The following is an 18,142-nucleotide window of genomic DNA, read 5'->3' on the forward strand; positions in this document are numbered from 1 at the left end:
TATAAAATGTCAAACGAAAACAGACAATTAACGACAAAATCGCTCTTTGAAAGAGTGGACGTCAAGCAGAAATTCAAGGATTTATTAGGCAATCGTGCCAGTTCATTCATGACAAGCGTTTTACAGATTACGGCTCAAAATTCACTACTTGCAAAAGCCGATCCAATGAGCGTTTATCAGAGTGCAGCCGTTGCGGCTACTTTAGATCTTCCTTTGAATCAGAACTTAGGATTTGCTTATATTTTGGCCTATAACACCAAGCAGCCAGACGGTTCATACAAGGTTGTTGCTCAGTTTCAAATGGGTTATAAGGGATTCATCCAGTTAGCACAGAGAAGCGGACAGTTTAAGACCATATCCGCTGCCCCAATATATGAAGGCCAGCTGGTGGAACAAAATCCCCTTACAGGTTTCTTATTTGATTTCACAGCGAAAACATCAGATAAAATAATCGGTTATGCCGCTCACTTCGCCCTTTTAAACGGTTTTGAGAAAACCTTATACATGACTGTAGAGGAGCTGCAAAAGCATGGAATGAGATTCAGCCAGACGCTCAAAAAGGGTTACGGCCTATGGAAAGATGATTTCGATTCAATGGCTCAAAAGACAGTTTTAAAATTACTCCTTTCCAAGTTTGCGCCGCTTTCTATTGAGATGCAAAAGGCGGTTATCACAGACCAGTCAGTAGTAAATGACGCAGACACGGAGGATGTCACCTATGTTGATAATGACACTGTTACAATCGACAAGGAAGCAGAAAGAATCAGATTGTTAATCGAAGATGCCAAAACAATTGAGGACCTGGATAATGTTTTTGAGTTCGTTTCCGACGATCAAATGGATCTATTCCTGAGTAAGAAAGAGGAATTATCAAAGTTGTTAACTAACAAAAAATCAAAATAATGGACTTTTCAAATTTATTATTCCGTGCTTCCGGGGTGGGTTATTTAATGACCAGTCCTAAATTAAAAGCCGACAAAGAAGCCGGTAACTTGTCAGAATCGGCAAAAACAAACTGTATTGACGTCTATGTAAGCGCAAAGTACGGACGTAACACCGATATTCAGACCAAGTACATGACTAAAGGCAATCAGGTTGAGGAAGATTCAATTACCCTTTATTCCAGACTTCATAAAAAGTTCTACAAAAAGAACGAAGAACATCTGAAAAACGACTTCGTTATGGGTACACCAGACCTTTTTACCGGTGAATCCATCCATAACGCTCAAACTGTCATAGATATTAAGAGTTCCTGGGACTTATTTACGTTCCACCGAACCAACTCAAAGGATATCAATCCTATCTACTGGTGGCAATTACAAACTTACATGTGGCTCACAGGGGCAAAAAAAGCCTATTTGGCCTACTGCCTGGTAAATACACCTGTAGCCATGATTGAAGAAGAAAAAAGGCGCCTATTCTATAAAATGAACGTGGCTACTACGGAAGATCCCCTATATCTGGATGCCTGTGAAGCTTTGGAGCTTTCTATGACTTACGACGATATCCCCATTCAGGAAAGGTTAATTGAATACGAGATTCCCAGAGATCAGGATGCGATTAATTGTCTGGCCGGAAAGGTCATAAAGGCAAGGGCGTTTATACAGAAATATGAGGATCAAATGACGGCGTATATCAAACCTGATCTTAATTCATTACTTAAGAAAGTATCATAATTTTTTCACATAAGCAGTTTTGGTAACGCCCTTCCAGTCTTGGCGGGGCAAACCAAACTACAAAATTTTACCAAATGCAAACAATTGAAATCGTAGAAACCGGAAACGAACTGGTATTAGCCCAGGAAAAAGTAAACACCGGATTAGTGGCTTTTAACAACAAAAAATCAGAATTGGAAGCCCTGGCACAGTCTGCAGCCGAAATTACTATTAACGGTGTAGGCGATAAAGAGGGCTACAAATTAGCCGATGCCAAGCGTAAGGAACTCAAAAAAGAGCGTGTCTCTATCTCTAGTCAGGGTAAGGAAATGAGAGATACTATTAATAAGGTATCAAAAGATATAATTGAAAAAGAAAAGGAACTAATCGCCATCATCGAAAAGGAAGAAAAAAGACTTGTTGAGGAACAGGATAAAGTAGACGCTGAAAAAGAAAGAATCCGCCTTGAAGAAATCAGAAAAGAAGAAGAAAGGATTCAAAAAAGAGTAGATGGTCTCCGCCAGTACGGTTATGAAATCGACCTGTCCGCTTTAAAGTCTCTTTCTGACGAGGATTACAATCAACTCCAGGAAACCGCAAAAGCCAATTACGAGGCCGAGCAAGCCCGGTTGGAAGCTGAAAGATTGGAAGCTGAGAAAAAGGCCGAGGAAGAGAGGCTGGCAAGGGAAGCAGAGGCTAAAAAACTAGCTGATGAACGCAAAGAACTGGAAGAATTAAGAAAAAAGCAGGAAGAGGCTCAAAAGTTGATCGATGAACAAAACGCCAGAATTGAGGAAGAGGCCCTTAAGGTACAGCAGGAGAAAGAAAACGTCAGGACACGGCTAATTGCTTCATTGGGCATCCCATTCAATTATGTAGAAAACGCCTACATAGAGCAAGATATTAACGTTCGGGTTAGTGATATCAAAAGCCTGAACGATACCGAATGGGATGCCCTGGTAAATTCCGTAACCGAAAGAAAGATCATTATCGACCAGGAAAGAAAGGCTATGGAGGCAGAAATAATGGAACAAGCTAAAAAGAAAGCCGCCGCCGATGCATTGCAGGCCGAAAAAGACCGCAAAGCCGCCGAGGAACAGGAACGGCTAAGAAAAGAGGAAGAAGCCAGAATTAAAGCTGAACAGGCCCCGGATCGAACCAAGATTAACGAATACATAAAGTCAATCAAAGATCTGGAAGTTCCTGTAATGAAATCGGCCAACGGGAAAAAGATCATGGCTTCAATTCAGGAACTGGTAGGCAAGTTAACCTCTTATTCAACTGAAAAGGCTAATACGCTTTGACCCTGACAAAAGATATTATCGACCCATGGCGCCGGTTATTAGGCAAGAAAGGCGAACAGGTAAAGCTTATTTCTGACCATTCAGGGGTCTTAATTGTAGAAAACGATAAAGGGCAGCGGTTCGCAGTAAATTCAAAATACATCAAAAATGAAAATTAGTTTAAAAATAATGATTGGTCTGGCTTGTATTATAGCTGACATGTTCGCTACAAACTTCCTGACTTCATTAGTTACTTACCCGTCGGACATAACGGTCATTTTGGGGATTATAGGGCTTGCGGCTCTTATTTTAATAAATATTTTTTTAATCAAACTTTTAACAAAAACAAAATGAGAAAGACAATTTTCACATTGATTGCGGCTATTGCGCTGCTTGCATCATGCACCCGAATTGATGCCGGGTATGAAGGGATTTTAGTAAACCAGTATGGTACAGAGAAAGGGGTGTCAAATGTTCAGATCAAAACGGGTCGTGTGTGGTATAATCCATTCACTCAGGACGTGGTAGAATTCCCTTTGTTCGTAAAAACGATTGATTATTCAGCGTTTACCGTGAACGCCAAAGACGGATCTGTTTTCACTATCGATCCTACACTCAGCTATGCCGTTGTTCAGGGGAAAGCTCCTTTCATCTATGTAAAGTACAGAAAGGACTTAGACGAGATTACAACTACAACAATGTTCAACTACGTGAAAAACGCCTTTAGAATCCAGATGAACAAGTACACCACAGAGCAATTAATAAGCAATAGGCAGCAATTTGAGGACAGTGTAGAGGCAAACTTAGGAAAAACGCTAGAATCAGATGGGTTCAGACTTGAATCCCTCACATCTGGGCTACAATATCCAAAATCTATTGTCGAGGCGGTGGATGCAAAAAACAGAGCGGTTCAGGAATCCATGCAGGCGCAAAACCAACTAGTCAGGGATTCCATCAATGCCAGAAGGGAGGTGATTGTGGCGGAAGGAGAAAGACAGGCAAACCTACTCAGGCAATCATCCCTTACAAACCTGCTCATACAACAACAGTTTATTGAGAAATGGGACGGGAGGACGCCTTTATATGGAAACAGCCCGGTAGTATTCAAGAACGTTCAATAAGGTATTATAACTCCAGCAGCATGAAACATTGCCCGGGTCGCTTAATTGCGGCCATAGGGCGTACAAAGAATTGGTCAACCTAAAATTTGTCACTCATGTAACACACAGATCACTAATCCCCTATTTAATGCAACAATGAACAAGGGGGCGGAAAATTATTAACAAGTTGTGGTGAATATGTTTTTCAAACCCTGCCCTTTATTCCCTAACAATTCAATCTTTCCAAAATGAACCAATCATTACCACCGCCAAACTCGATTAAGTCCTTTCTGCTCAGTGAATTAATAAAAGGACACACTATTTCAGAAAAAACACAAAACTGGAATAGCTTCAGATCTAGACTATCCGAATTGAATCAGAAAATCACAATTTCCTTCAAATGGGTTGAATTTAAGAACTCATTCGGACACCCTGGAAGGTATAGAGTTCATTTCCTGGAAGAAACGGAAAAAGAAAAAGCAATTGAACTATATAAAAAGCTAGTAGAAACACCTGTAAAATTATAAAGATGGCAATAGTAATACACGAAAAGCAACTTGAAGATCTAATTTTTGAAGACATTGAAGAAACATTAGGGTCTACAATTGAATTAAAGGGTTTGCATCTTAATCTTGGATATTATATTTCAGCATTTAGGCAATTAAGGTTTGGCGAATACGGAATATCGGATATCATAACTATTGGTTTTGAAGAAGGGTCGATAATTGTAAATGTTATTGAGCTAAAAATAGTCCCCTTCAGCTTTGATCATCTATCGCAATTAGCACGATATGTCAAGGCAGTAAAGGAGATGATTAATAATTCTCCAATAAGGCGGACTGTAAAGATTTACGGAACATTAATAGTAGAGCAATTTCCTGTTAACGACAGCCTATATCTACCTTATATATTGTCTGACAACATAGCAATATATTCTACAGAATATGGACTAAGCGGAGTGAAGTTTAGTAAACTCCATAGTAATTGGGTTAGAGGTGAAGGCAAATTATCCATAAATGACACACTAAAAGAAGAGGATAAGAAGGAATTAAAAAAGATGCTTCAATGGTTTTACGCTCAATCCATTTACCAGATACCAGAATTCTCCAAAAGCGAATCAAACAACAAAGAAGGCCCATTTTAGAATTTTACCAATATGCCTAATAGAGTTTTAAGAGACTGGACAGATTCAGAAAGGATAAATGAACTAAGCGTAAATGCCGAATGCTTATTTGTTCGATTAATGATGAAAGCAGATGATTACGGAAATTTTAATGCTAATTCAAAATTAGTCAAGTCCTTATGTTTTCCGCTGAAAGATTTTAGAGAAGCCGACATTACCCGATGGATCCAAGAGTTGGAGACTTCCGGTCTGATCGCCTTATATGAAGCCGATAACAAAAAGTACTTACATATTATAAATTTTGGTCAAAGATTAAGAACAATGAATCCAAAATTTCCGCAATATATTGACAATCAACAAACAGGTAATCCATGTCCGCAACCCGCTGTCATTTGTCCGCAACCTGCTGTCATTTGTCCGCCTGAAACGAAACGAAACGAAGTAGAAACGAATATAGATACTAAAGTATCTATGTCGACTGTAGTCGACGAGAAAGCGCCCCTTCCATACGACTCTGTTGAAAAAACAAAAACCGGTATCTGGGAGTATCTAAAAACCGGACCAAAAGAAGCAGAGCCTTATGTCGACTTCTGGAATCTATTTGCCGCGGAAAAGGGAGTGCCTAAGGTCAGGGATATCACGAGGAAACGACGGCAAAAGTTAAAAGTCAGGCTTGGTGAGAAAAGCTTCAATTTCTGCAACATCCTGAAAATGGCCGGTAATTCAGAATTCCTGTTGAGTCATGGCTGGTTCGCTTTTGACTGGATCATCGAAAACGATTCAAACTATTTAAAAATCCTTGAAGGCAATTACCAACCAAAAGAAAAAAACGATCAGAAAGAACCCGTTAAATCCCCTAAAATCGTAAAAATCTAATGAAAGAACTGGAACAATTCGTACCGCTGCACTCGCAGGAAGTTGAGGAATCCGTCATTGGCATAATGATACAATCCCCCAATTTGGCAGCTGAGGCCTTCGATACGCTCGTTTCTGATTATTTCTATACAGATAGCTGCAAAAGATTTTTTAAGGGCTTAAAATGGCTGTATGACAGCTTAAACACAATCGACGTTATTTCGCTTGTAACGGCTTTAAAAAAACAGGGAACTATCCAGGAAGGTGATGTTTTTAATCTTTCCCAGATTGTCGGCAAAACAACGCCGCTTCAAAGCATATTCGATACTCATTCAAAAATGCTGATTGAGTACTACATGAAACGTAAGGTTGGCGATCTGGGAATAGATTTTTTAACAAAAGCTAAAGACGAGACTGCGGACGCTTTCGATGTTTTAAATGGTGCTTCGGTGGATTTAATGAAAGTCCAGGAGCAGGTAAGTAAAGGCGATGAGATTACGATTTCTCAATTGGTAGACCAGGTTTTTGATCAGATTGAACAGGCAAAATCAACCGGTAAAATCGGATTAGATACCAAATTTACCGCCCTGAACAAAAAAATAATGGGATGGGTTGCACCGGATTTGATCATTTTGGCAGCACGTCCAGGGATGGGGAAAACGGCGCTCATGTTATCAGCTGCTAAAAAACTGGCAATAGACCAAGGTATACCGGTAGCTATTTTCTCAATCGAAATGAGTTCCGGCCAGTTAGTTACCCGGTTACTTTCTATCGAAACTCAAATCTCTCATGAAAAAATAAGACTGGGCGACCTGAACGAACAGGAAGAAGATCTTTTGAACGAATCAGGCATAAGAATCTCAAACGCGCCTTTGCATATCATTGACAACGCAATGACAATCAGCGAGATTAGGACAAAATCAGTCATTCTCAAAAGAAAATACGGTATCAAAATGATTTTCATTGACTACCTGCAAATCATGTCAGGTATGAATGAAAAGAATAAAAACCGTGAAGCCATCGTATCGGAGATAAGCAGAGGCTGTAAGAGACTGGCAAAAGAACTTGAAGTTCCTGTAATGGCCCTTAGTCAGCTATCCAGGGGTGTAGAATCCAGAGAAAATAAAATGCCGATGCTGTCGGACTTAAGAGAATCCGGTGCTATTGAACAGGATGCAGATGAGGTTATTTTCCTGATGAGACCGGAATATTACGAAATAAACGAGGTAGAAATGGAGGGCGAAGTTTTACCTGCCAATGGTCTTGTAGTAGCTAATGTAGCCAAAAACAGGCACGGGTCACCCGGAAAAGTGGTTTTAGGGTTTACACCTCACTGTATGACATTCAAAGATCACGAAAAGAATATTCAGCCAATGGGTCAGTACGAAGGCTGGACACCAATACCACAAGAAGAAAACCCCTTTTAAAATGGAATTAGAAATACCAAAGAGATACAAAAATAAATCAGTAGCCCAACTCCTTCCGATCGCTCAAGACTGGTTCAATAAAATGATCAGGCTTCGGGACAAAAATAAGCCCTGTATTTCATGCGGAAGCTGGAATACGTCAGACGCAAGCCATTTTTATTCCAGAGGGAATTACCCCGGGATGCGATTCGTAGAGGACAATGTTCATCTTTCATGTGCGAAATGCAATAGGTTTTTACATGGGAACTTATTGGAATATCGGCGCCTTTTGATACGAAAAATAGGTATTGAAAGGGTTGAAAAACTGGAATGGATGTCAATAAGCAACCGAAGTAAAAAATGGACACGATGGGAATTGATAGTAATTATTCTGGAGTGCCAATCGAAATGCAAGATTTATGAACTATCTAATAATTAATTGTGACCATTGAGCTACACATGAACAATGAACTGGTCAGAACTTTTAAGCACCCCAAAAGATCAGAATGCCAAAAAGTTCGCAATCAGTGGCTTAAAGAAATCAAAAACTTAACAGGAATATTTTACATAATTATCAAACCATGAACACAACATTTTCATTCGCCAAAAGCATTGTTTACATCCGGAATGCAAAACTATTTCTGGAAGTGGCTTTAAAAGACAGAATCAATCCTATTGTCAAAATCATGATCAGGGCCTGGATAAAAAAGTTGGACTGGATATTAAATGACTTCACTTCTCGAATCAGCTATGAATCCAGTAAGGAATTAAAAGAATCGATGTTTAACGAAGATTCCAGTTTACAGGTTCAGGAAATCATGGATCAGGTATTTGACACCACACCTGAACAACGGGAAATTATCGAACAATTCATAATTGATTTAAAAGCAAATAAAGTACAAGTAGCATGAACTACACAGAATTGAAACTATCCTTTTAACCCTTAACTACAATTAAAAATGACACATGGATCACTCTTTTCAGGTATAGGTGGCGCCGAATTAGCAGCCGAGTGGGCAGGATGGGAAAATGTATTCCACTGTGAAATAAACCCATTCGGACGTAAAATATTAGACTATTACTGGCCAAAAGCAAAATCATATGCAGACATTAAACAAACAGACTTCACTATTTGGAGAAACAGAATTGATGTACTCTCAGGCGGATTTCCTTGCCAGCCCTTCAGTACAGCCGGGAAGCGAAAAGGCACAGAAGATGACCGCCATCTCTGGCCGGAAATGCTTAGAGCAATTAGAGAAATTCAGCCGCGCTACGTCGTGGGTGAAAACGTTCGTGGGTTTACTAATTGGCAGTCAGGATTGGTTTTCGACGAGGTGCTATCTGACCTGGAAAATGAGGGCTACGAAGTCGCACCGTTTTTACTTCCAGCTTGCGGTGTCAATGCCCCCCACAGAAGAGATAGAATCTGGATTGTTGCTTACGCCCCGGGCATCGGAAAACGACCAGGGCAGCAAGGCGAACGGGATGAAAGACGGGCAGAGCAGTTGGAAGTCACAAGGGCGGGGTGCGACATTGACAACCGTAATGAAGCAGGGTCTGTTACCCACGCCAGTAGTGATGGACACAAACCAAGGGGATTTAAAAAAGATAGATGCAAGGCGCGAGAAAGCGAAAGCGAAAGGCACAAACGGGAATGGATTTGGGATGACGGTCGGGGAATTAGCCAATCGGGGGATGCTCCCGACTCCGACAGCCCAAGATTTCAAACGGAGAGGCCCGAACAGCAAGCAACAAGGTTTGAGCAATACGGAGAACTGGACGGGCATGTTACCTACCCCGACAGCCCAAAATTGGAAAGGCGGCCGAACAAAAGAGGGATTAGAAGCAGCGGGGCGGAACTCCACCAACAGCCTGCCGGATTTCTTCGCCCAGACTGGCAAGACTTCCCAGCTGTCAGCCCGATTCGTTGCAAGTATGATGGGATTTCCCAAATCATGGTTAGAAATATAAAATCAGAAGTATATGCCACAATTAGAAAAGATTACACCGACAAAGATTTGCAAGAAGTGTGGGAAGCCTTTCAATCGGAGGAGATTCAATGGAAGATTGGAAGATTATACAAGATTCATGAGCCGACTATATTGCTCCAAACAGTGCAGCTATGTCAGACCCCCGATAACGCACAAGGGAAGTTTTCACCATTTGGCGAGAAAGCATCGCAAAGACTCATGCGAAAATTGCGGAGCCTTGGATCATTTGGATGTTCACCACGTGGACGGGAACTGGAAAAACAATTCAGTTTGGAATTTAATGACTCTCTGCCACACTTGTCACATGAAATTGCATTGGCGGCAATGGAGATCCAGGAAGAATCGGAAAGGTTCGCAACATGGCTCCGAAACGAATCAATAAAAGGTTTCGGCAACGCATGGGTGCCACAAGTTGCCTATGAGATATTCAAAGTTATTAATCAAATGGAATCACAAATAAACGTAGCGTAAAATGAAACTGAACATAACAACAACAGAAGGAATTAAGCAGGTAGATGCAATAAGGGTATTTGAACACCAGGGTAATAAATGGTTTTATCACATGGACGGGGCATTAATTGCGATCAGTAACTATGATTCAGGAATGCTGGCGGTATCTGGTGAACCAACAATGAAAGCAGCAAGATATCAGCTTAAAATAAATTTATCTATGGCAAAGCCCGGCTTTATAGAAAACGCGAAAAGGACGTTGGCTTTATTAAACATTTCTTACCCAGTAAATAATTAACCATGAATCAAAAACTAATCAACGACCTCAGAGAAGGCCGGATAGTCTTACACAACGAGCCAAAGAATCCGGAAGCGGTATGGAGGATTATAAAGGAAGCGTTTCCTACAAGCACAGCCGTTTTGGTCGGAGCGATAGGATTGGCTATTCTTATTTTTTTAAATATTTTAATTATCAAAAAATCAACAAAATGAAAAGAGTTCTAGTAATTATTGGCCTTATTTTGGCCGCAGCATCCTGCACCCGAATTGATGCAGGCTATGAGGGTATTTTAGTCAATCAGTACGGCTCAGAGAAAGGCGTATCAAATGTAGAAATCCGCACCGGACGTGTCTGGTATAATCCAATTACGCAGGATGTTATTGAATTCCCCTTGTTTGTCAAGACAATTGACTATTCAGCATTTACGGTTAACGCCAAAGATGGCAGCGTTTTCACCATTGACCCTACCTTAAGTTATGCAGTTATCCAGGGTAAAGCACCCTTTATATACGTGAAATACCGTAAAGATCTGGACGAGATTACACAGACCACCATGTTTAACTACGTTAAAAACGCATTCCGTATTCAGATGAATAAATACACCACCGAACAACTGATAAGCAATAGGCAGCAGTTTGAGGATAGCGTGGAGACAAACTTAGGCAAGTTACTGGCAGATGATGGATTCCATTTAGAAAGCCTTACATCCGGCCTTGTTTACCCTAAAAGTATAGTTGAAGCGGTGGACTCTAAAAATAGAGCCGTACAGGAAGCCATGCAGGCGCAGAACCAACTGGTAAGAGATAGCATTAACGCCCGCAGAGAGGTTATTGTAGCTGAAGGAGAAAGGCAGGCCAACCTATTAAGACAATCCTCTCTTACAAACCTTTTGATTCAGCAACAATTCATTGAGAAATGGGATGGTAGAACGCCTCTTTATGGCAGTATCCCGACAATTCTAAAAAGTAATTAATTCACGGGGGAGCAATCCCCCTTTAACCCCACAAACTTAAAACTATGGCAAAAGGAATCGAAATAAGAGTAACCCTCCGCAGTGGTGACTTAAGATACCATACCCTTCCGTTTGGCCTTAGAGATGCCGAAATATCTGGATGGCTGGACGATACTTATGGAGGTTGCGGGTGGACAAGTTATACAGAAATTATTAAATATTAATCGGCCACGGCCACAAAGCAAGAGAAATGAACGAAATAAAAGCAAAGGTATATACACTTTATACCGAAAATGGAAACTGGTTAGGCAAAGTGGTTTTAACCAGTGATGGGATGTTTGCAGGAGATACAGACTGGGGCAGCCTGTGCAATACATGGCCACGAACTGGCTGTGATGATTTTAGAGAGTTCATTTGCAGACTTAATGTTGACTACTTCGCAACAAAGCTTTACACAGGAATGTCTTTTATTCTTAATGGTAAAAAGTGCGAGCAGGCCTGTAAAAGATTTGCAGAAAAAATACTTCCACCGCTTCAAAAAGTATTGAAACAAGAATTAGAAAACGGAATTGATTGGTAACCGCCTCCGGCAAAACAAGTAAAATGCAAAAAGGAAAATACAAAATTTCTTTTGATCGGATATGGTTTGATAACAGGTGGGCCAGACCTTATTATAGCAGGCCGGATTCGTGGGTATTTATCGGAGTTGAGAAATGGTGGGCTTCACCAGAACACTTTATGTATCGCATATCTTTTTTCGGTTTTGCGTTGCACATATGGTTTAAAAGGGAATTTATCGTTGACCAGGCTCCGGCCACAAAATAGAGAGTATGAAGCTCAATAAAAAAGACCAACAAAATAGAGAGTATGACAACAAAAGAGACATTAATCGAAAAGATTAAAGAATGGCAATCAATCGAGGGATTAAAGCCGGTAAACGACAAAGGCTTAATTGCTTCATTTATTGACTTCATGTGGCCCAAAGATGAAAAGGAGTTTACTGATATGTGGATTGAATTTAATGGGGACGGATCATATTTTGGAAAGCAACTGACTATGACAGAAGATGCCCGGTACGTACGCCCTGACCCTCTTCTAAACTTTGAAATAAGTTATTCCACCGAACAGATATCAATTTATGATGGGAATCATAATGGCTTCTGGACTCCCGAATATATCAAACTGAAAAGAGGGGACGATAGTTTTTTACAACTCAGGGAAGCTATTTATAAAAGGATTGGAGACTTTACTGGTCTGAAATTAGATTTTAATATCACACATTAACCGTCCGCCATGACGTAAACTGGCATGCAAGATTATGGAACAAATTAAATGTAAATCATATCAGCTAAGGGATGAAAATGGCGGATGGTTAGGTCAAATAGTATTAACCGAGGATGGGATGTTTTCCAGTGTAACGGATTATGGTAATCTATCAAATGTGTGGCGACACGCAGGAGGTAAAGATTTCAGGGAGTTTATTATTAGTCTAAATGTCCACTATTTCGGCTCAAAATTATATACCGGGATGGCTTACATCCTGTATGGTAAAAAGTGCGAACAGGCTTGTCAAAAGTTTGCCGAAAAGATACTACCTCCTTTGCAAAAAGCATTGAAAGAGGACTTAATTAATAACCCAAATTGGTAACCACAAAACCTAAACAGATGACAAAAGAACATATAGTAAAAATACTCAATGACTATTCCCAGCGTGAGTACATTGATACAGGAATTGAAAGGGTTGTTTGCGAAATGTATTTTGAAGAAATAGCAGACAAAATACTAAAGATCCAATCCATGCCCAAAAAGGATCAAGAATCTATCGACAGAGTAGAAAGGTCGTTTTGGGCTAAACAAATGAGGGAGGGCGGATTATGACCGTTATCGAAATCCACTACGAAGCAAAGTGCAAGCAGTGCAAAGAATGCTATACCCTAAGAAGGAAAACATTTTGCGCTTACGGCCTTGAAAGTAAGAACTACTACGATATCCTGAAAAAAGGCAAGCCAATCCGGCAAAACGACAAAGCGTGTAAACATTTTAAATTGTAAAGTATGAACGACCCAAAAGACTATCTGGAAATGTTTGAGCCAGAACTAAAAAAGAAGCTCGAATCTCATGCTTTACGTGGCGAGGTATGCAGGGTAATGGAGGATTATTTAAAGCTACACATGCTTCAAGATGTCACAGAAAGACATGAATTTTTAAAAACACATTTAAAAAACAACAAATGCAATTAAAATCAATCGATCAATGCAAAGTGGGAATGACTGTGTACAGCCCTATTTATGGTGTCGGAAAAATAGAGAACGTTGAAACTGATTTTATATTCGTTTCGTTCCAAGAAAGCCGATACTATAACGAAAAGGATTACGGGCTTCCATTTTTCAACAATAATAAAAGCAGTTTGCTAATTCAACACCTATACATGGAGCCTGTGTTTTTATGTACCCGAGTTGGTGCAAAGCAAATAGGATATGTATACAAACCCATAAATCCAGAAAATGAAAAATTTACCAAAGAAAATATACCTACAATTGGGTGAGTTCAGAGACGATACTGATTTTCTCGATACTGATTTTGGAGAATTGACGGGCGTAACATGGGCCGATTCCGATATCGACGAGTACGACCAAGAGTATATCCATGAAGATGAGGTTAATAAGCTCCGCTCCCTCGTTCAGGCGCAAAAGGAGTTGATAGGGTTTTTGGACATATCAATTGTAAGGGGCTTTTTACTTGAAGAAAGTTTGAAAAAGGTAAAGGAATTACGTAACCAAATAAAAGAACTAGAGAAATGATGATAGGAAAATACACCAAGGCTTGCGACGTATTCAAACCAACTTACATTATTCAGGCGTTTAGTATGAGACTTTGCAGCAAAGAAAGGCCAAATGCAGGGGCATATCCATTAAGAGGGAAACTAAACCGATCTGTAAAAGTTCGACCTATCCGTAACGGATACAGAGAAGCCGCAAAGATTATTCAATATTACAAACACCCAAAAAAATACGGATACCAATGAGACAAATAAAATTCAGGGCAAAACGCCTAGACAACGGACAATGGGTAACAGGAGATTTAATTAACTTATAAATATTTATAACGATGAAAATATTAACACACAATCAAACAAAGCACGGAATGCGCAATCACCCATTATACAATATATGGGGTGGCATGATAGCTAGGTGCGAGATAAAAAGTAAAGGTAATTTCAAATACTATGGTGGAAGGGGTATAAAAGTATGTGAAGAGTGGAGGCTTAATCCAAAATCGTTTTTCGATTGGGCTTTAAATAATGGCTACAAAAAAGGTCTAGAAATAGATCGTATTGATGTAAATGGGGACTATGCCCCAAATAATTGCCAGTTTGTAACTCATAGAACTAATTGTCAAAAGAATAAAAGGAGACTAAGAGTAACGAATAAAAGCGGTGAGAGAAATATCTGCATATCAAAAAGCGGAACGTATGAGTCGTATGCATCCGTTGCTGGAATGCAAATTTATATTAAGTCATTTAAAACCATTGAGGAGGCTATTATCGCCAGAGACTCCGCCGAAAAGATAGGTAGCGTTTTCGATAACCCTAAATTATAAGCAATGACAGTAAACCCAAACGACCCCGTATTTCCATGTACAGAATATGGAGATACTGACATTAGTATCAGCACAGGCGTACCAATCAAACTGGAGATAGCAGCCAGATTCCATGCGGCGCTCCTTACCGATACTAATTACGGATACCAAGACCCAGAAGACAGGGCAAGGGTAGCGATGAGAGAAGCCGATGCCCTTATTAATGAATACAATAAACAGGAGGGGAAATGACCGAACAAGAACAAGCAATAGGCGAACTGGCACAACAGCATTACGAGCAGGAGCATATAAAGGCACAAATACTTGAATTACAGGACAAAGCAACAGCAGCATCCCGGGAGTGCATACACTACATGAGCGTTGACCATCAGGACAACAAAAAATACTTAGCAGCACTCCGGGAACATACAGAAGCAACAAAAGAGATTAACAAGTTAAAAAGCCTTTTAAAAGAGCAAAAATGAAAATATACATTGTAACAGACGGGTGTTATTCAGATTATAGCATCAGAGGCGTATTTACCACTAAAGAAAACGCAGAAAAGTTTATTAGAGCATATTCGTTTGATGAGCCAAGTATCGAGGAATATGAATCCGATAACCTTAATGAAGAGATCCAAAATGGAAATACCTGTTTTGTCGTTTTCATTGATAAGGACGGGAATAACGCCAAAGCAGAAAAATCAAACACAGATTATGGAGATTACAGAGACTATGTGGGAAAGGCATATATTGACGAAAAAAAATTCTTTGGCAACGACTATAGCCATAATGCAAGAATACGCAACACCGTTTGGGCCAAAGATGAAAAACATGCCATAAAGATAGCCAATGAACGCAGGATAAGGGTATTGGCAGAAGGTAGATGGAATGAGAAATAAGGTCACCCTGAAATAGGGTACCCTTAACCAGAAATTACATAAATTCACATCATGAAAAGGCATATATTAAAAGGAATAATAAAGGCGGAGGATAAGGTATTTTGCGAAGGGGATTATCTTACAATTGGTGACAATTCTCTTTCTGAATACTTTGAAGACAACCTGAACGGCAGAATTGTATCTGCAAGGTACTGGATTGCCGACAAAGAGATGCCGTATAATGATTTGCTAAAAACTCATATAAAGCAATTATACGGGAGTACAGATTATAGCCACGGCGTAGCATATTCAGAACATACCGGGTATCTGTGGACGGATGATGAAGCTAAAATTGGCGGCCATGATCTTGTTGAGGAACTGACCAGTCATGATACAAAATACTGCTATCTGGAAATTGATGAATATGAGGTAGGGGATGATACGCCAGATTAAAAAAGCCCCCTATTTGCGTAGTGGGCTTACTCATGTGACTTTGAGAGTTTGTTTCGAGCCGCCCAGGCATAGTCGTACTAAGGCCGAACAGCAATCAAAGATAAGGAATTATAAACGTTTGCCCCACCCATTCGTAAAATCCTCAAACTTAGGATTCTTTTTAGCCAGATCCTTATAATATTCACCCTGAAACGAGTTCATGTATTTTGCAACCGCTTCGGGGTTTTTATTTTTCAGTACAGCGTTCATCGTATTAGGCCCAAATATGCCATCTTCAATAAGATCGGGGTAATCCTTGCCTTGATGGTTTAAGATGTTCAGAGCGATTTGTAAATTACGAATAGCCCTACCTTTGCCCATATTTACGGACTGGTCAAATACTTCGTAGGCCACCGATTCAGGGAGCTTATCCAATTGAGCATAGTCCCAGTATTTTGCCTTGTAGTACGGCGCTGCCATTGCCCTAAGTACGTCATAGGGAAGGTTTTTAGGGAAGCCAGACTTTGTACGGTATTGATTTACAATTGCCCATCCCTGCCAATCGGGGTCCGCAACCCTGGTTAGGCCGAAAACAGTTTCTCCGCCCGGGTCGTTTTTGTCATTTGAGTAAAAGCCTTCTGTTTCTACTACTAGCTGCTGAAAAATTTCGTTGTAGGTCATCACACAAACATTTTAAAGATTAATTTTCTGAAATTCCAGCCCAGAGAAAGGATAAGCGCCACAATAAGCCATATAATCCATTTCCCCCGCTTTTCTGCTTTGGCCTGCCAGTTATCCCGGTCGGCGGTTATCTTTGAAATTTGCCCATCCCTGACAGCGATAGCGGCAAGATCTGGCACGGTGTCTGTCTTTTCGAGCCGTATTGTGTCCGGGGCGCATGGCTTATAGTTTCTTTGTAGCTGCTCAATCTTTTTTCGGTATGCATCTAACTGATCTTTTAACCCCTTGATGATGTTCTGACATGAAGTGTCGCCGGAAGCAGCAATAAGGGCATTTTCGTACTGCTGGTATAGGTCAAAATATGATTGCCGTAATCCGTTCAGGCTATCTGTAAGGTCAGGATTGTTTGCCTGCCTGTACACGGTGTCTGTTTTACCCTCTTTTGCTGTTACCGGGAACTTTTCAGCACACGCCCCGGCAAATAGTTGCGGGTTCCTGCCCTGTATCTGCGCCAGATGATTCTGGTCTTTTTTCAAGGTGCTGCAGCTGGTCAGCACCATTAAGGCCATAATACACCATCCTATGCCATCTCTTAACTTTCTCATTTCTTACTCTTTTTAGGCCTGATTCCAAATAATTTCCTGATAAACCCCCTTTCTTTCCATGCCTTATCAATCGAATCCCTTTTAGCCTGTGCCAGTGAGTCCGTATACTCTCTTTGCCGCTTCCAATAATCCGCTTTGTCGGGAACAGGGATGTATTTGGTTTTTACTTTCACCACGGCCACTGTGTCTGGCTGTTTATTAATCAGCTTATCAACGTTGTTTTTCAGGGCTTTTACTTTGCCCGGCAAGTCATTAGCCACGTTTTCCAGATTAGAGACAACACGGGCGTTTAATTCAGCCAGCGAATCCGCCACACAGTTAACCGAATCAACGGCTTTTAAAACAGAATCCGTTCTTAACGAATCCACCGCTTTTTTAATGGTCTCTTTAGTTCCCTGTCCTGTGCTGCTCAGGTGGGGCTGAAAACAGAATACTATACCTAAAAGCAGCCCGGGTATCTTTAGATTACTGTATTTCATTTTGAACTTTTTTATTAAGGTTATCAATAGTTTTTTTTGTCTGGTTAACGGTCATCATTGCATCCTCATACTTTTTTCTTCGTTCCCGTTCGGCTTTTTCACGCTCTAAACTTTCCTTTAGGCGGTCGGAGGTCATTTTATTGATTACTCCTTGCAGGGAATCTATCTTTATATCCTTCATTGCGCCTGAATTTCGGCAGGTAACAAGGTCGTTGGTCAATAACTCAATTTGCGCCTTTTTGGCCGCTTCCCCGCCGTTGTAAATGGCAGGGATAACGAACTTTACGAGTAACCACAATGCAGCCCCCAACATCAGCACAATAAAGAATGCCTTGCTTTTTTTGAAAACCTCGAATAGCCATTGTAGTTTTTCCATTCATGTTATATTGTG

30 protein-coding genes are annotated in these 18,142 nt (G+C 40.5%); 26 read left to right on the top strand and 4 right to left on the bottom strand.

The window, feature by feature from the left end; translation table 11 throughout:
- Positions 1-6: 6 nt before the first annotated feature.
- The 26 genes from BLU80_RS02710 (at position 7) to BLU80_RS02845 (ending at position 16,007) form a co-directional block, all read left to right on the top strand.
- On the top strand, positions 7-903 hold the full coding sequence (locus BLU80_RS02710) for a recombinase RecT (RefSeq protein WP_091392990.1): 897 nt from the start codon (positions 7-9) through the stop codon (positions 901-903).
- Complete coding sequence (locus tag BLU80_RS02715) at positions 903-1,676, top strand: hypothetical protein (protein ID WP_091392992.1); 774 nt, start codon at positions 903-905, stop codon at positions 1,674-1,676. The genes BLU80_RS02710 and BLU80_RS02715 overlap by 1 nt, the downstream gene beginning before the upstream one ends.
- Before the next feature lie 74 nt (positions 1,677-1,750).
- Positions 1,751-2,959, top strand: coding sequence for a coiled-coil domain-containing protein (locus tag BLU80_RS02720; protein WP_091392993.1), 1,209 nt, complete (start codon positions 1,751-1,753; stop codon positions 2,957-2,959).
- Between the two features lie 350 nt (positions 2,960-3,309).
- Positions 3,310-4,059 carry an SPFH domain-containing protein gene (locus BLU80_RS02730; protein ID WP_170831120.1) on the top strand — a complete coding sequence of 250 codons (750 nt, stop codon included), beginning with the start codon at positions 3,310-3,312 and terminating at the stop codon, positions 4,057-4,059.
- Positions 4,060-4,286: 227 nt separating this feature from the next.
- Positions 4,287-4,565 (top strand): hypothetical protein, encoded by a 279-nt coding sequence (locus BLU80_RS02735; RefSeq protein ID WP_091393000.1) that lies wholly within the window; start codon positions 4,287-4,289, stop codon positions 4,563-4,565.
- A gap of 2 nt (positions 4,566-4,567) precedes the next feature.
- Positions 4,568-5,182 carry a PDDEXK family nuclease gene (locus BLU80_RS02740; RefSeq protein ID WP_091393002.1) on the top strand — a complete coding sequence of 205 codons (615 nt, stop codon included), beginning with the start codon at positions 4,568-4,570 and terminating at the stop codon, positions 5,180-5,182.
- 12 nt (positions 5,183-5,194) lie between these two features.
- Positions 5,195-6,037, top strand: coding sequence for a hypothetical protein (locus BLU80_RS02745; protein ID WP_091393005.1), 843 nt, complete (start codon positions 5,195-5,197; stop codon positions 6,035-6,037).
- Positions 6,037-7,443, top strand: a complete 1,407-nt coding sequence (gene dnaB, locus BLU80_RS02750) for a replicative DNA helicase (RefSeq protein WP_091393007.1) — start codon at positions 6,037-6,039, stop codon at positions 7,441-7,443. Before BLU80_RS02745 ends, dnaB begins: the two co-directional genes overlap by 1 nt.
- A 1-nt stretch (position 7,444) precedes the next feature.
- Positions 7,445-7,861: a recombination protein NinG gene (locus BLU80_RS20050; protein WP_091393009.1), complete on the top strand. Its 417-nt coding sequence runs from the start codon at positions 7,445-7,447 to the stop codon at positions 7,859-7,861.
- Positions 7,862-8,003: 142 nt separating this feature from the next.
- Positions 8,004-8,333, top strand: a complete 330-nt coding sequence (locus tag BLU80_RS02760; protein ID WP_091393011.1) for a hypothetical protein — start codon at positions 8,004-8,006, stop codon at positions 8,331-8,333.
- Positions 8,334-8,381: 48 nt separating this feature from the next.
- On the top strand, positions 8,382-9,884 hold the full coding sequence (locus tag BLU80_RS19675) for a DNA cytosine methyltransferase (protein ID WP_211481730.1): 1,503 nt from the start codon (positions 8,382-8,384) through the stop codon (positions 9,882-9,884).
- Position 9,885: 1 nt separating this feature from the next.
- Positions 9,886-10,161 (top strand): hypothetical protein, encoded by a 276-nt coding sequence (locus tag BLU80_RS02770; RefSeq protein WP_091393014.1) that lies wholly within the window; start codon positions 9,886-9,888, stop codon positions 10,159-10,161.
- 2 nt (positions 10,162-10,163) lie between these two features.
- Complete coding sequence (locus BLU80_RS19490) at positions 10,164-10,355, top strand: hypothetical protein (RefSeq protein WP_170831121.1); 192 nt, start codon at positions 10,164-10,166, stop codon at positions 10,353-10,355.
- Positions 10,352-11,116, top strand: coding sequence for an SPFH domain-containing protein (locus BLU80_RS02775; protein ID WP_170831122.1), 765 nt, complete (start codon positions 10,352-10,354; stop codon positions 11,114-11,116). Before BLU80_RS19490 ends, BLU80_RS02775 begins: the two co-directional genes overlap by 4 nt.
- A gap of 44 nt (positions 11,117-11,160) precedes the next feature.
- Positions 11,161-11,319 carry a hypothetical protein gene (locus BLU80_RS19495; protein WP_170831123.1) on the top strand — a complete coding sequence of 53 codons (159 nt, stop codon included), beginning with the start codon at positions 11,161-11,163 and terminating at the stop codon, positions 11,317-11,319.
- A 26-nt stretch (positions 11,320-11,345) separates the two neighbouring features.
- Positions 11,346-11,675: a phiTE_072 family protein gene (locus BLU80_RS19680; protein WP_211481731.1), complete on the top strand. Its 330-nt coding sequence runs from the start codon at positions 11,346-11,348 to the stop codon at positions 11,673-11,675.
- Positions 11,676-11,962: 287 nt separating this feature from the next.
- Positions 11,963-12,379 carry a hypothetical protein gene (locus tag BLU80_RS02790; RefSeq protein ID WP_091393026.1) on the top strand — a complete coding sequence of 139 codons (417 nt, stop codon included), beginning with the start codon at positions 11,963-11,965 and terminating at the stop codon, positions 12,377-12,379.
- Positions 12,380-12,413: 34 nt separating this feature from the next.
- Positions 12,414-12,743: a phiTE_072 family protein gene (locus BLU80_RS19685; RefSeq protein ID WP_211481732.1), complete on the top strand. Its 330-nt coding sequence runs from the start codon at positions 12,414-12,416 to the stop codon at positions 12,741-12,743.
- A gap of 17 nt (positions 12,744-12,760) precedes the next feature.
- Positions 12,761-12,973, top strand: coding sequence for a hypothetical protein (locus BLU80_RS02800; RefSeq protein WP_139188067.1), 213 nt, complete (start codon positions 12,761-12,763; stop codon positions 12,971-12,973).
- A gap of 176 nt (positions 12,974-13,149) precedes the next feature.
- A complete protein-coding gene (locus BLU80_RS02805; protein ID WP_091393033.1) occupies positions 13,150-13,335 on the top strand; it encodes a hypothetical protein in 186 nt (61 codons plus the stop codon).
- A gap of 264 nt (positions 13,336-13,599) precedes the next feature.
- Positions 13,600-13,896 (top strand): hypothetical protein, encoded by a 297-nt coding sequence (locus tag BLU80_RS02815; RefSeq protein WP_139188068.1) that lies wholly within the window; start codon positions 13,600-13,602, stop codon positions 13,894-13,896.
- A 307-nt stretch (positions 13,897-14,203) separates the two neighbouring features.
- Complete coding sequence (locus BLU80_RS02825; protein WP_091393049.1) at positions 14,204-14,695, top strand: hypothetical protein; 492 nt, start codon at positions 14,204-14,206, stop codon at positions 14,693-14,695.
- Positions 14,696-14,698: 3 nt separating this feature from the next.
- On the top strand, positions 14,699-14,926 hold the full coding sequence (locus BLU80_RS02830; protein WP_091393053.1) for a hypothetical protein: 228 nt from the start codon (positions 14,699-14,701) through the stop codon (positions 14,924-14,926).
- Positions 14,923-15,159, top strand: coding sequence for a hypothetical protein (locus BLU80_RS02835; RefSeq protein ID WP_091393057.1), 237 nt, complete (start codon positions 14,923-14,925; stop codon positions 15,157-15,159). The genes BLU80_RS02830 and BLU80_RS02835 overlap by 4 nt, the downstream gene beginning before the upstream one ends.
- Positions 15,156-15,575 carry a DUF7336 domain-containing protein gene (locus BLU80_RS02840; RefSeq protein ID WP_091393060.1) on the top strand — a complete coding sequence of 140 codons (420 nt, stop codon included), beginning with the start codon at positions 15,156-15,158 and terminating at the stop codon, positions 15,573-15,575. The genes BLU80_RS02835 and BLU80_RS02840 overlap by 4 nt, the downstream gene beginning before the upstream one ends.
- Before the next feature lie 51 nt (positions 15,576-15,626).
- A complete protein-coding gene (locus tag BLU80_RS02845; protein ID WP_091393064.1) occupies positions 15,627-16,007 on the top strand; it encodes a hypothetical protein in 381 nt (126 codons plus the stop codon).
- Positions 16,008-16,115: 108 nt separating this feature from the next.
- Here BLU80_RS02845 and BLU80_RS02850 read toward each other — a convergent pair whose 3' ends face one another.
- The 4 genes from BLU80_RS02850 to BLU80_RS02865 are packed head-to-tail and all read right to left on the bottom strand — an operon-like array spanning position 16,116 to position 18,127.
- Positions 16,116-16,667 carry a glycoside hydrolase family 108 protein gene (locus BLU80_RS02850; protein ID WP_091393068.1) on the bottom strand — a complete coding sequence of 184 codons (552 nt, stop codon included), beginning with the start codon at positions 16,665-16,667 and terminating at the stop codon, positions 16,116-16,118.
- Positions 16,667-17,272 carry a hypothetical protein gene (locus BLU80_RS02855; RefSeq protein WP_091393072.1) on the bottom strand — a complete coding sequence of 202 codons (606 nt, stop codon included), beginning with the start codon at positions 17,270-17,272 and terminating at the stop codon, positions 16,667-16,669. The genes BLU80_RS02850 and BLU80_RS02855 overlap by 1 nt, the downstream gene beginning before the upstream one ends.
- Complete coding sequence (locus tag BLU80_RS02860; RefSeq protein WP_091393076.1) at positions 17,269-17,751, bottom strand: hypothetical protein; 483 nt, start codon at positions 17,749-17,751, stop codon at positions 17,269-17,271. Before BLU80_RS02860 ends, BLU80_RS02855 begins: the two co-directional genes overlap by 4 nt.
- Complete coding sequence (locus BLU80_RS02865) at positions 17,738-18,127, bottom strand: hypothetical protein (protein WP_091393080.1); 390 nt, start codon at positions 18,125-18,127, stop codon at positions 17,738-17,740. Before BLU80_RS02865 ends, BLU80_RS02860 begins: the two co-directional genes overlap by 14 nt.
- Positions 18,128-18,142 lie beyond the last annotated feature (15 nt).

It is taken from the genome of Arachidicoccus rhizosphaerae, assembly GCF_900107765.1.
GTDB lineage: Bacteria > Bacteroidota > Bacteroidia > Chitinophagales > Chitinophagaceae > Arachidicoccus > Arachidicoccus rhizosphaerae.

What these genes read in the sequence shown, in the direction of transcription:
- BLU80_RS02710 (WP_091392990.1), top strand. Translation starts at nt 7, where the DNA reads ATGTCAAACGAAAACAGACAATTAACGACAAAATCGCTCTTTGAAAGA.
- BLU80_RS02715 (WP_091392992.1), top strand. Translation starts at nt 903, where the DNA reads ATGGACTTTTCAAATTTATTATTCCGTGCTTCCGGGGTGGGTTATTTA.
- BLU80_RS02720 (WP_091392993.1), top strand. Translation starts at nt 1,751, where the DNA reads ATGCAAACAATTGAAATCGTAGAAACCGGAAACGAACTGGTATTAGCC.
- BLU80_RS02735 (WP_091393000.1), top strand. Translation starts at nt 4,287, where the DNA reads ATGAACCAATCATTACCACCGCCAAACTCGATTAAGTCCTTTCTGCTC.
- BLU80_RS02740 (WP_091393002.1), top strand. Translation starts at nt 4,568, where the DNA reads ATGGCAATAGTAATACACGAAAAGCAACTTGAAGATCTAATTTTTGAA.
- BLU80_RS02745 (WP_091393005.1), top strand. Translation starts at nt 5,195, where the DNA reads ATGCCTAATAGAGTTTTAAGAGACTGGACAGATTCAGAAAGGATAAAT.
- dnaB (WP_091393007.1), top strand. Translation starts at nt 6,037, where the DNA reads ATGAAAGAACTGGAACAATTCGTACCGCTGCACTCGCAGGAAGTTGAG.
- BLU80_RS20050 (WP_091393009.1), top strand. Translation starts at nt 7,445, where the DNA reads ATGGAATTAGAAATACCAAAGAGATACAAAAATAAATCAGTAGCCCAA.
- BLU80_RS02760 (WP_091393011.1), top strand. Translation starts at nt 8,004, where the DNA reads ATGAACACAACATTTTCATTCGCCAAAAGCATTGTTTACATCCGGAAT.
- BLU80_RS19675 (WP_211481730.1), top strand. Translation starts at nt 8,382, where the DNA reads ATGACACATGGATCACTCTTTTCAGGTATAGGTGGCGCCGAATTAGCA.
- BLU80_RS02770 (WP_091393014.1), top strand. Translation starts at nt 9,886, where the DNA reads ATGAAACTGAACATAACAACAACAGAAGGAATTAAGCAGGTAGATGCA.
- BLU80_RS19490 (WP_170831121.1), top strand. Translation starts at nt 10,164, where the DNA reads ATGAATCAAAAACTAATCAACGACCTCAGAGAAGGCCGGATAGTCTTA.
- BLU80_RS02775 (WP_170831122.1), top strand. Translation starts at nt 10,352, where the DNA reads ATGAAAAGAGTTCTAGTAATTATTGGCCTTATTTTGGCCGCAGCATCC.
- BLU80_RS19495 (WP_170831123.1), top strand. Translation starts at nt 11,161, where the DNA reads ATGGCAAAAGGAATCGAAATAAGAGTAACCCTCCGCAGTGGTGACTTA.
- BLU80_RS19680 (WP_211481731.1), top strand. Translation starts at nt 11,346, where the DNA reads ATGAACGAAATAAAAGCAAAGGTATATACACTTTATACCGAAAATGGA.
- BLU80_RS02790 (WP_091393026.1), top strand. Translation starts at nt 11,963, where the DNA reads ATGACAACAAAAGAGACATTAATCGAAAAGATTAAAGAATGGCAATCA.
- BLU80_RS19685 (WP_211481732.1), top strand. Translation starts at nt 12,414, where the DNA reads ATGGAACAAATTAAATGTAAATCATATCAGCTAAGGGATGAAAATGGC.
- BLU80_RS02800 (WP_139188067.1), top strand. Translation starts at nt 12,761, where the DNA reads ATGACAAAAGAACATATAGTAAAAATACTCAATGACTATTCCCAGCGT.
- BLU80_RS02805 (WP_091393033.1), top strand. Translation starts at nt 13,150, where the DNA reads ATGAACGACCCAAAAGACTATCTGGAAATGTTTGAGCCAGAACTAAAA.
- BLU80_RS02815 (WP_139188068.1), top strand. Translation starts at nt 13,600, where the DNA reads ATGAAAAATTTACCAAAGAAAATATACCTACAATTGGGTGAGTTCAGA.
- BLU80_RS02825 (WP_091393049.1), top strand. Translation starts at nt 14,204, where the DNA reads ATGAAAATATTAACACACAATCAAACAAAGCACGGAATGCGCAATCAC.
- BLU80_RS02830 (WP_091393053.1), top strand. Translation starts at nt 14,699, where the DNA reads ATGACAGTAAACCCAAACGACCCCGTATTTCCATGTACAGAATATGGA.
- BLU80_RS02835 (WP_091393057.1), top strand. Translation starts at nt 14,923, where the DNA reads ATGACCGAACAAGAACAAGCAATAGGCGAACTGGCACAACAGCATTAC.
- BLU80_RS02840 (WP_091393060.1), top strand. Translation starts at nt 15,156, where the DNA reads ATGAAAATATACATTGTAACAGACGGGTGTTATTCAGATTATAGCATC.
- BLU80_RS02845 (WP_091393064.1), top strand. Translation starts at nt 15,627, where the DNA reads ATGAAAAGGCATATATTAAAAGGAATAATAAAGGCGGAGGATAAGGTA.
- BLU80_RS02850 (WP_091393068.1), bottom strand. Translation starts at nt 16,667, where the DNA reads ATGACCTACAACGAAATTTTTCAGCAGCTAGTAGTAGAAACAGAAGGC.
- BLU80_RS02855 (WP_091393072.1), bottom strand. Translation starts at nt 17,272, where the DNA reads ATGAGAAAGTTAAGAGATGGCATAGGATGGTGTATTATGGCCTTAATG.
- BLU80_RS02860 (WP_091393076.1), bottom strand. Translation starts at nt 17,751, where the DNA reads ATGAAATACAGTAATCTAAAGATACCCGGGCTGCTTTTAGGTATAGTA.
- BLU80_RS02865 (WP_091393080.1), bottom strand. Translation starts at nt 18,127, where the DNA reads ATGGAAAAACTACAATGGCTATTCGAGGTTTTCAAAAAAAGCAAGGCA.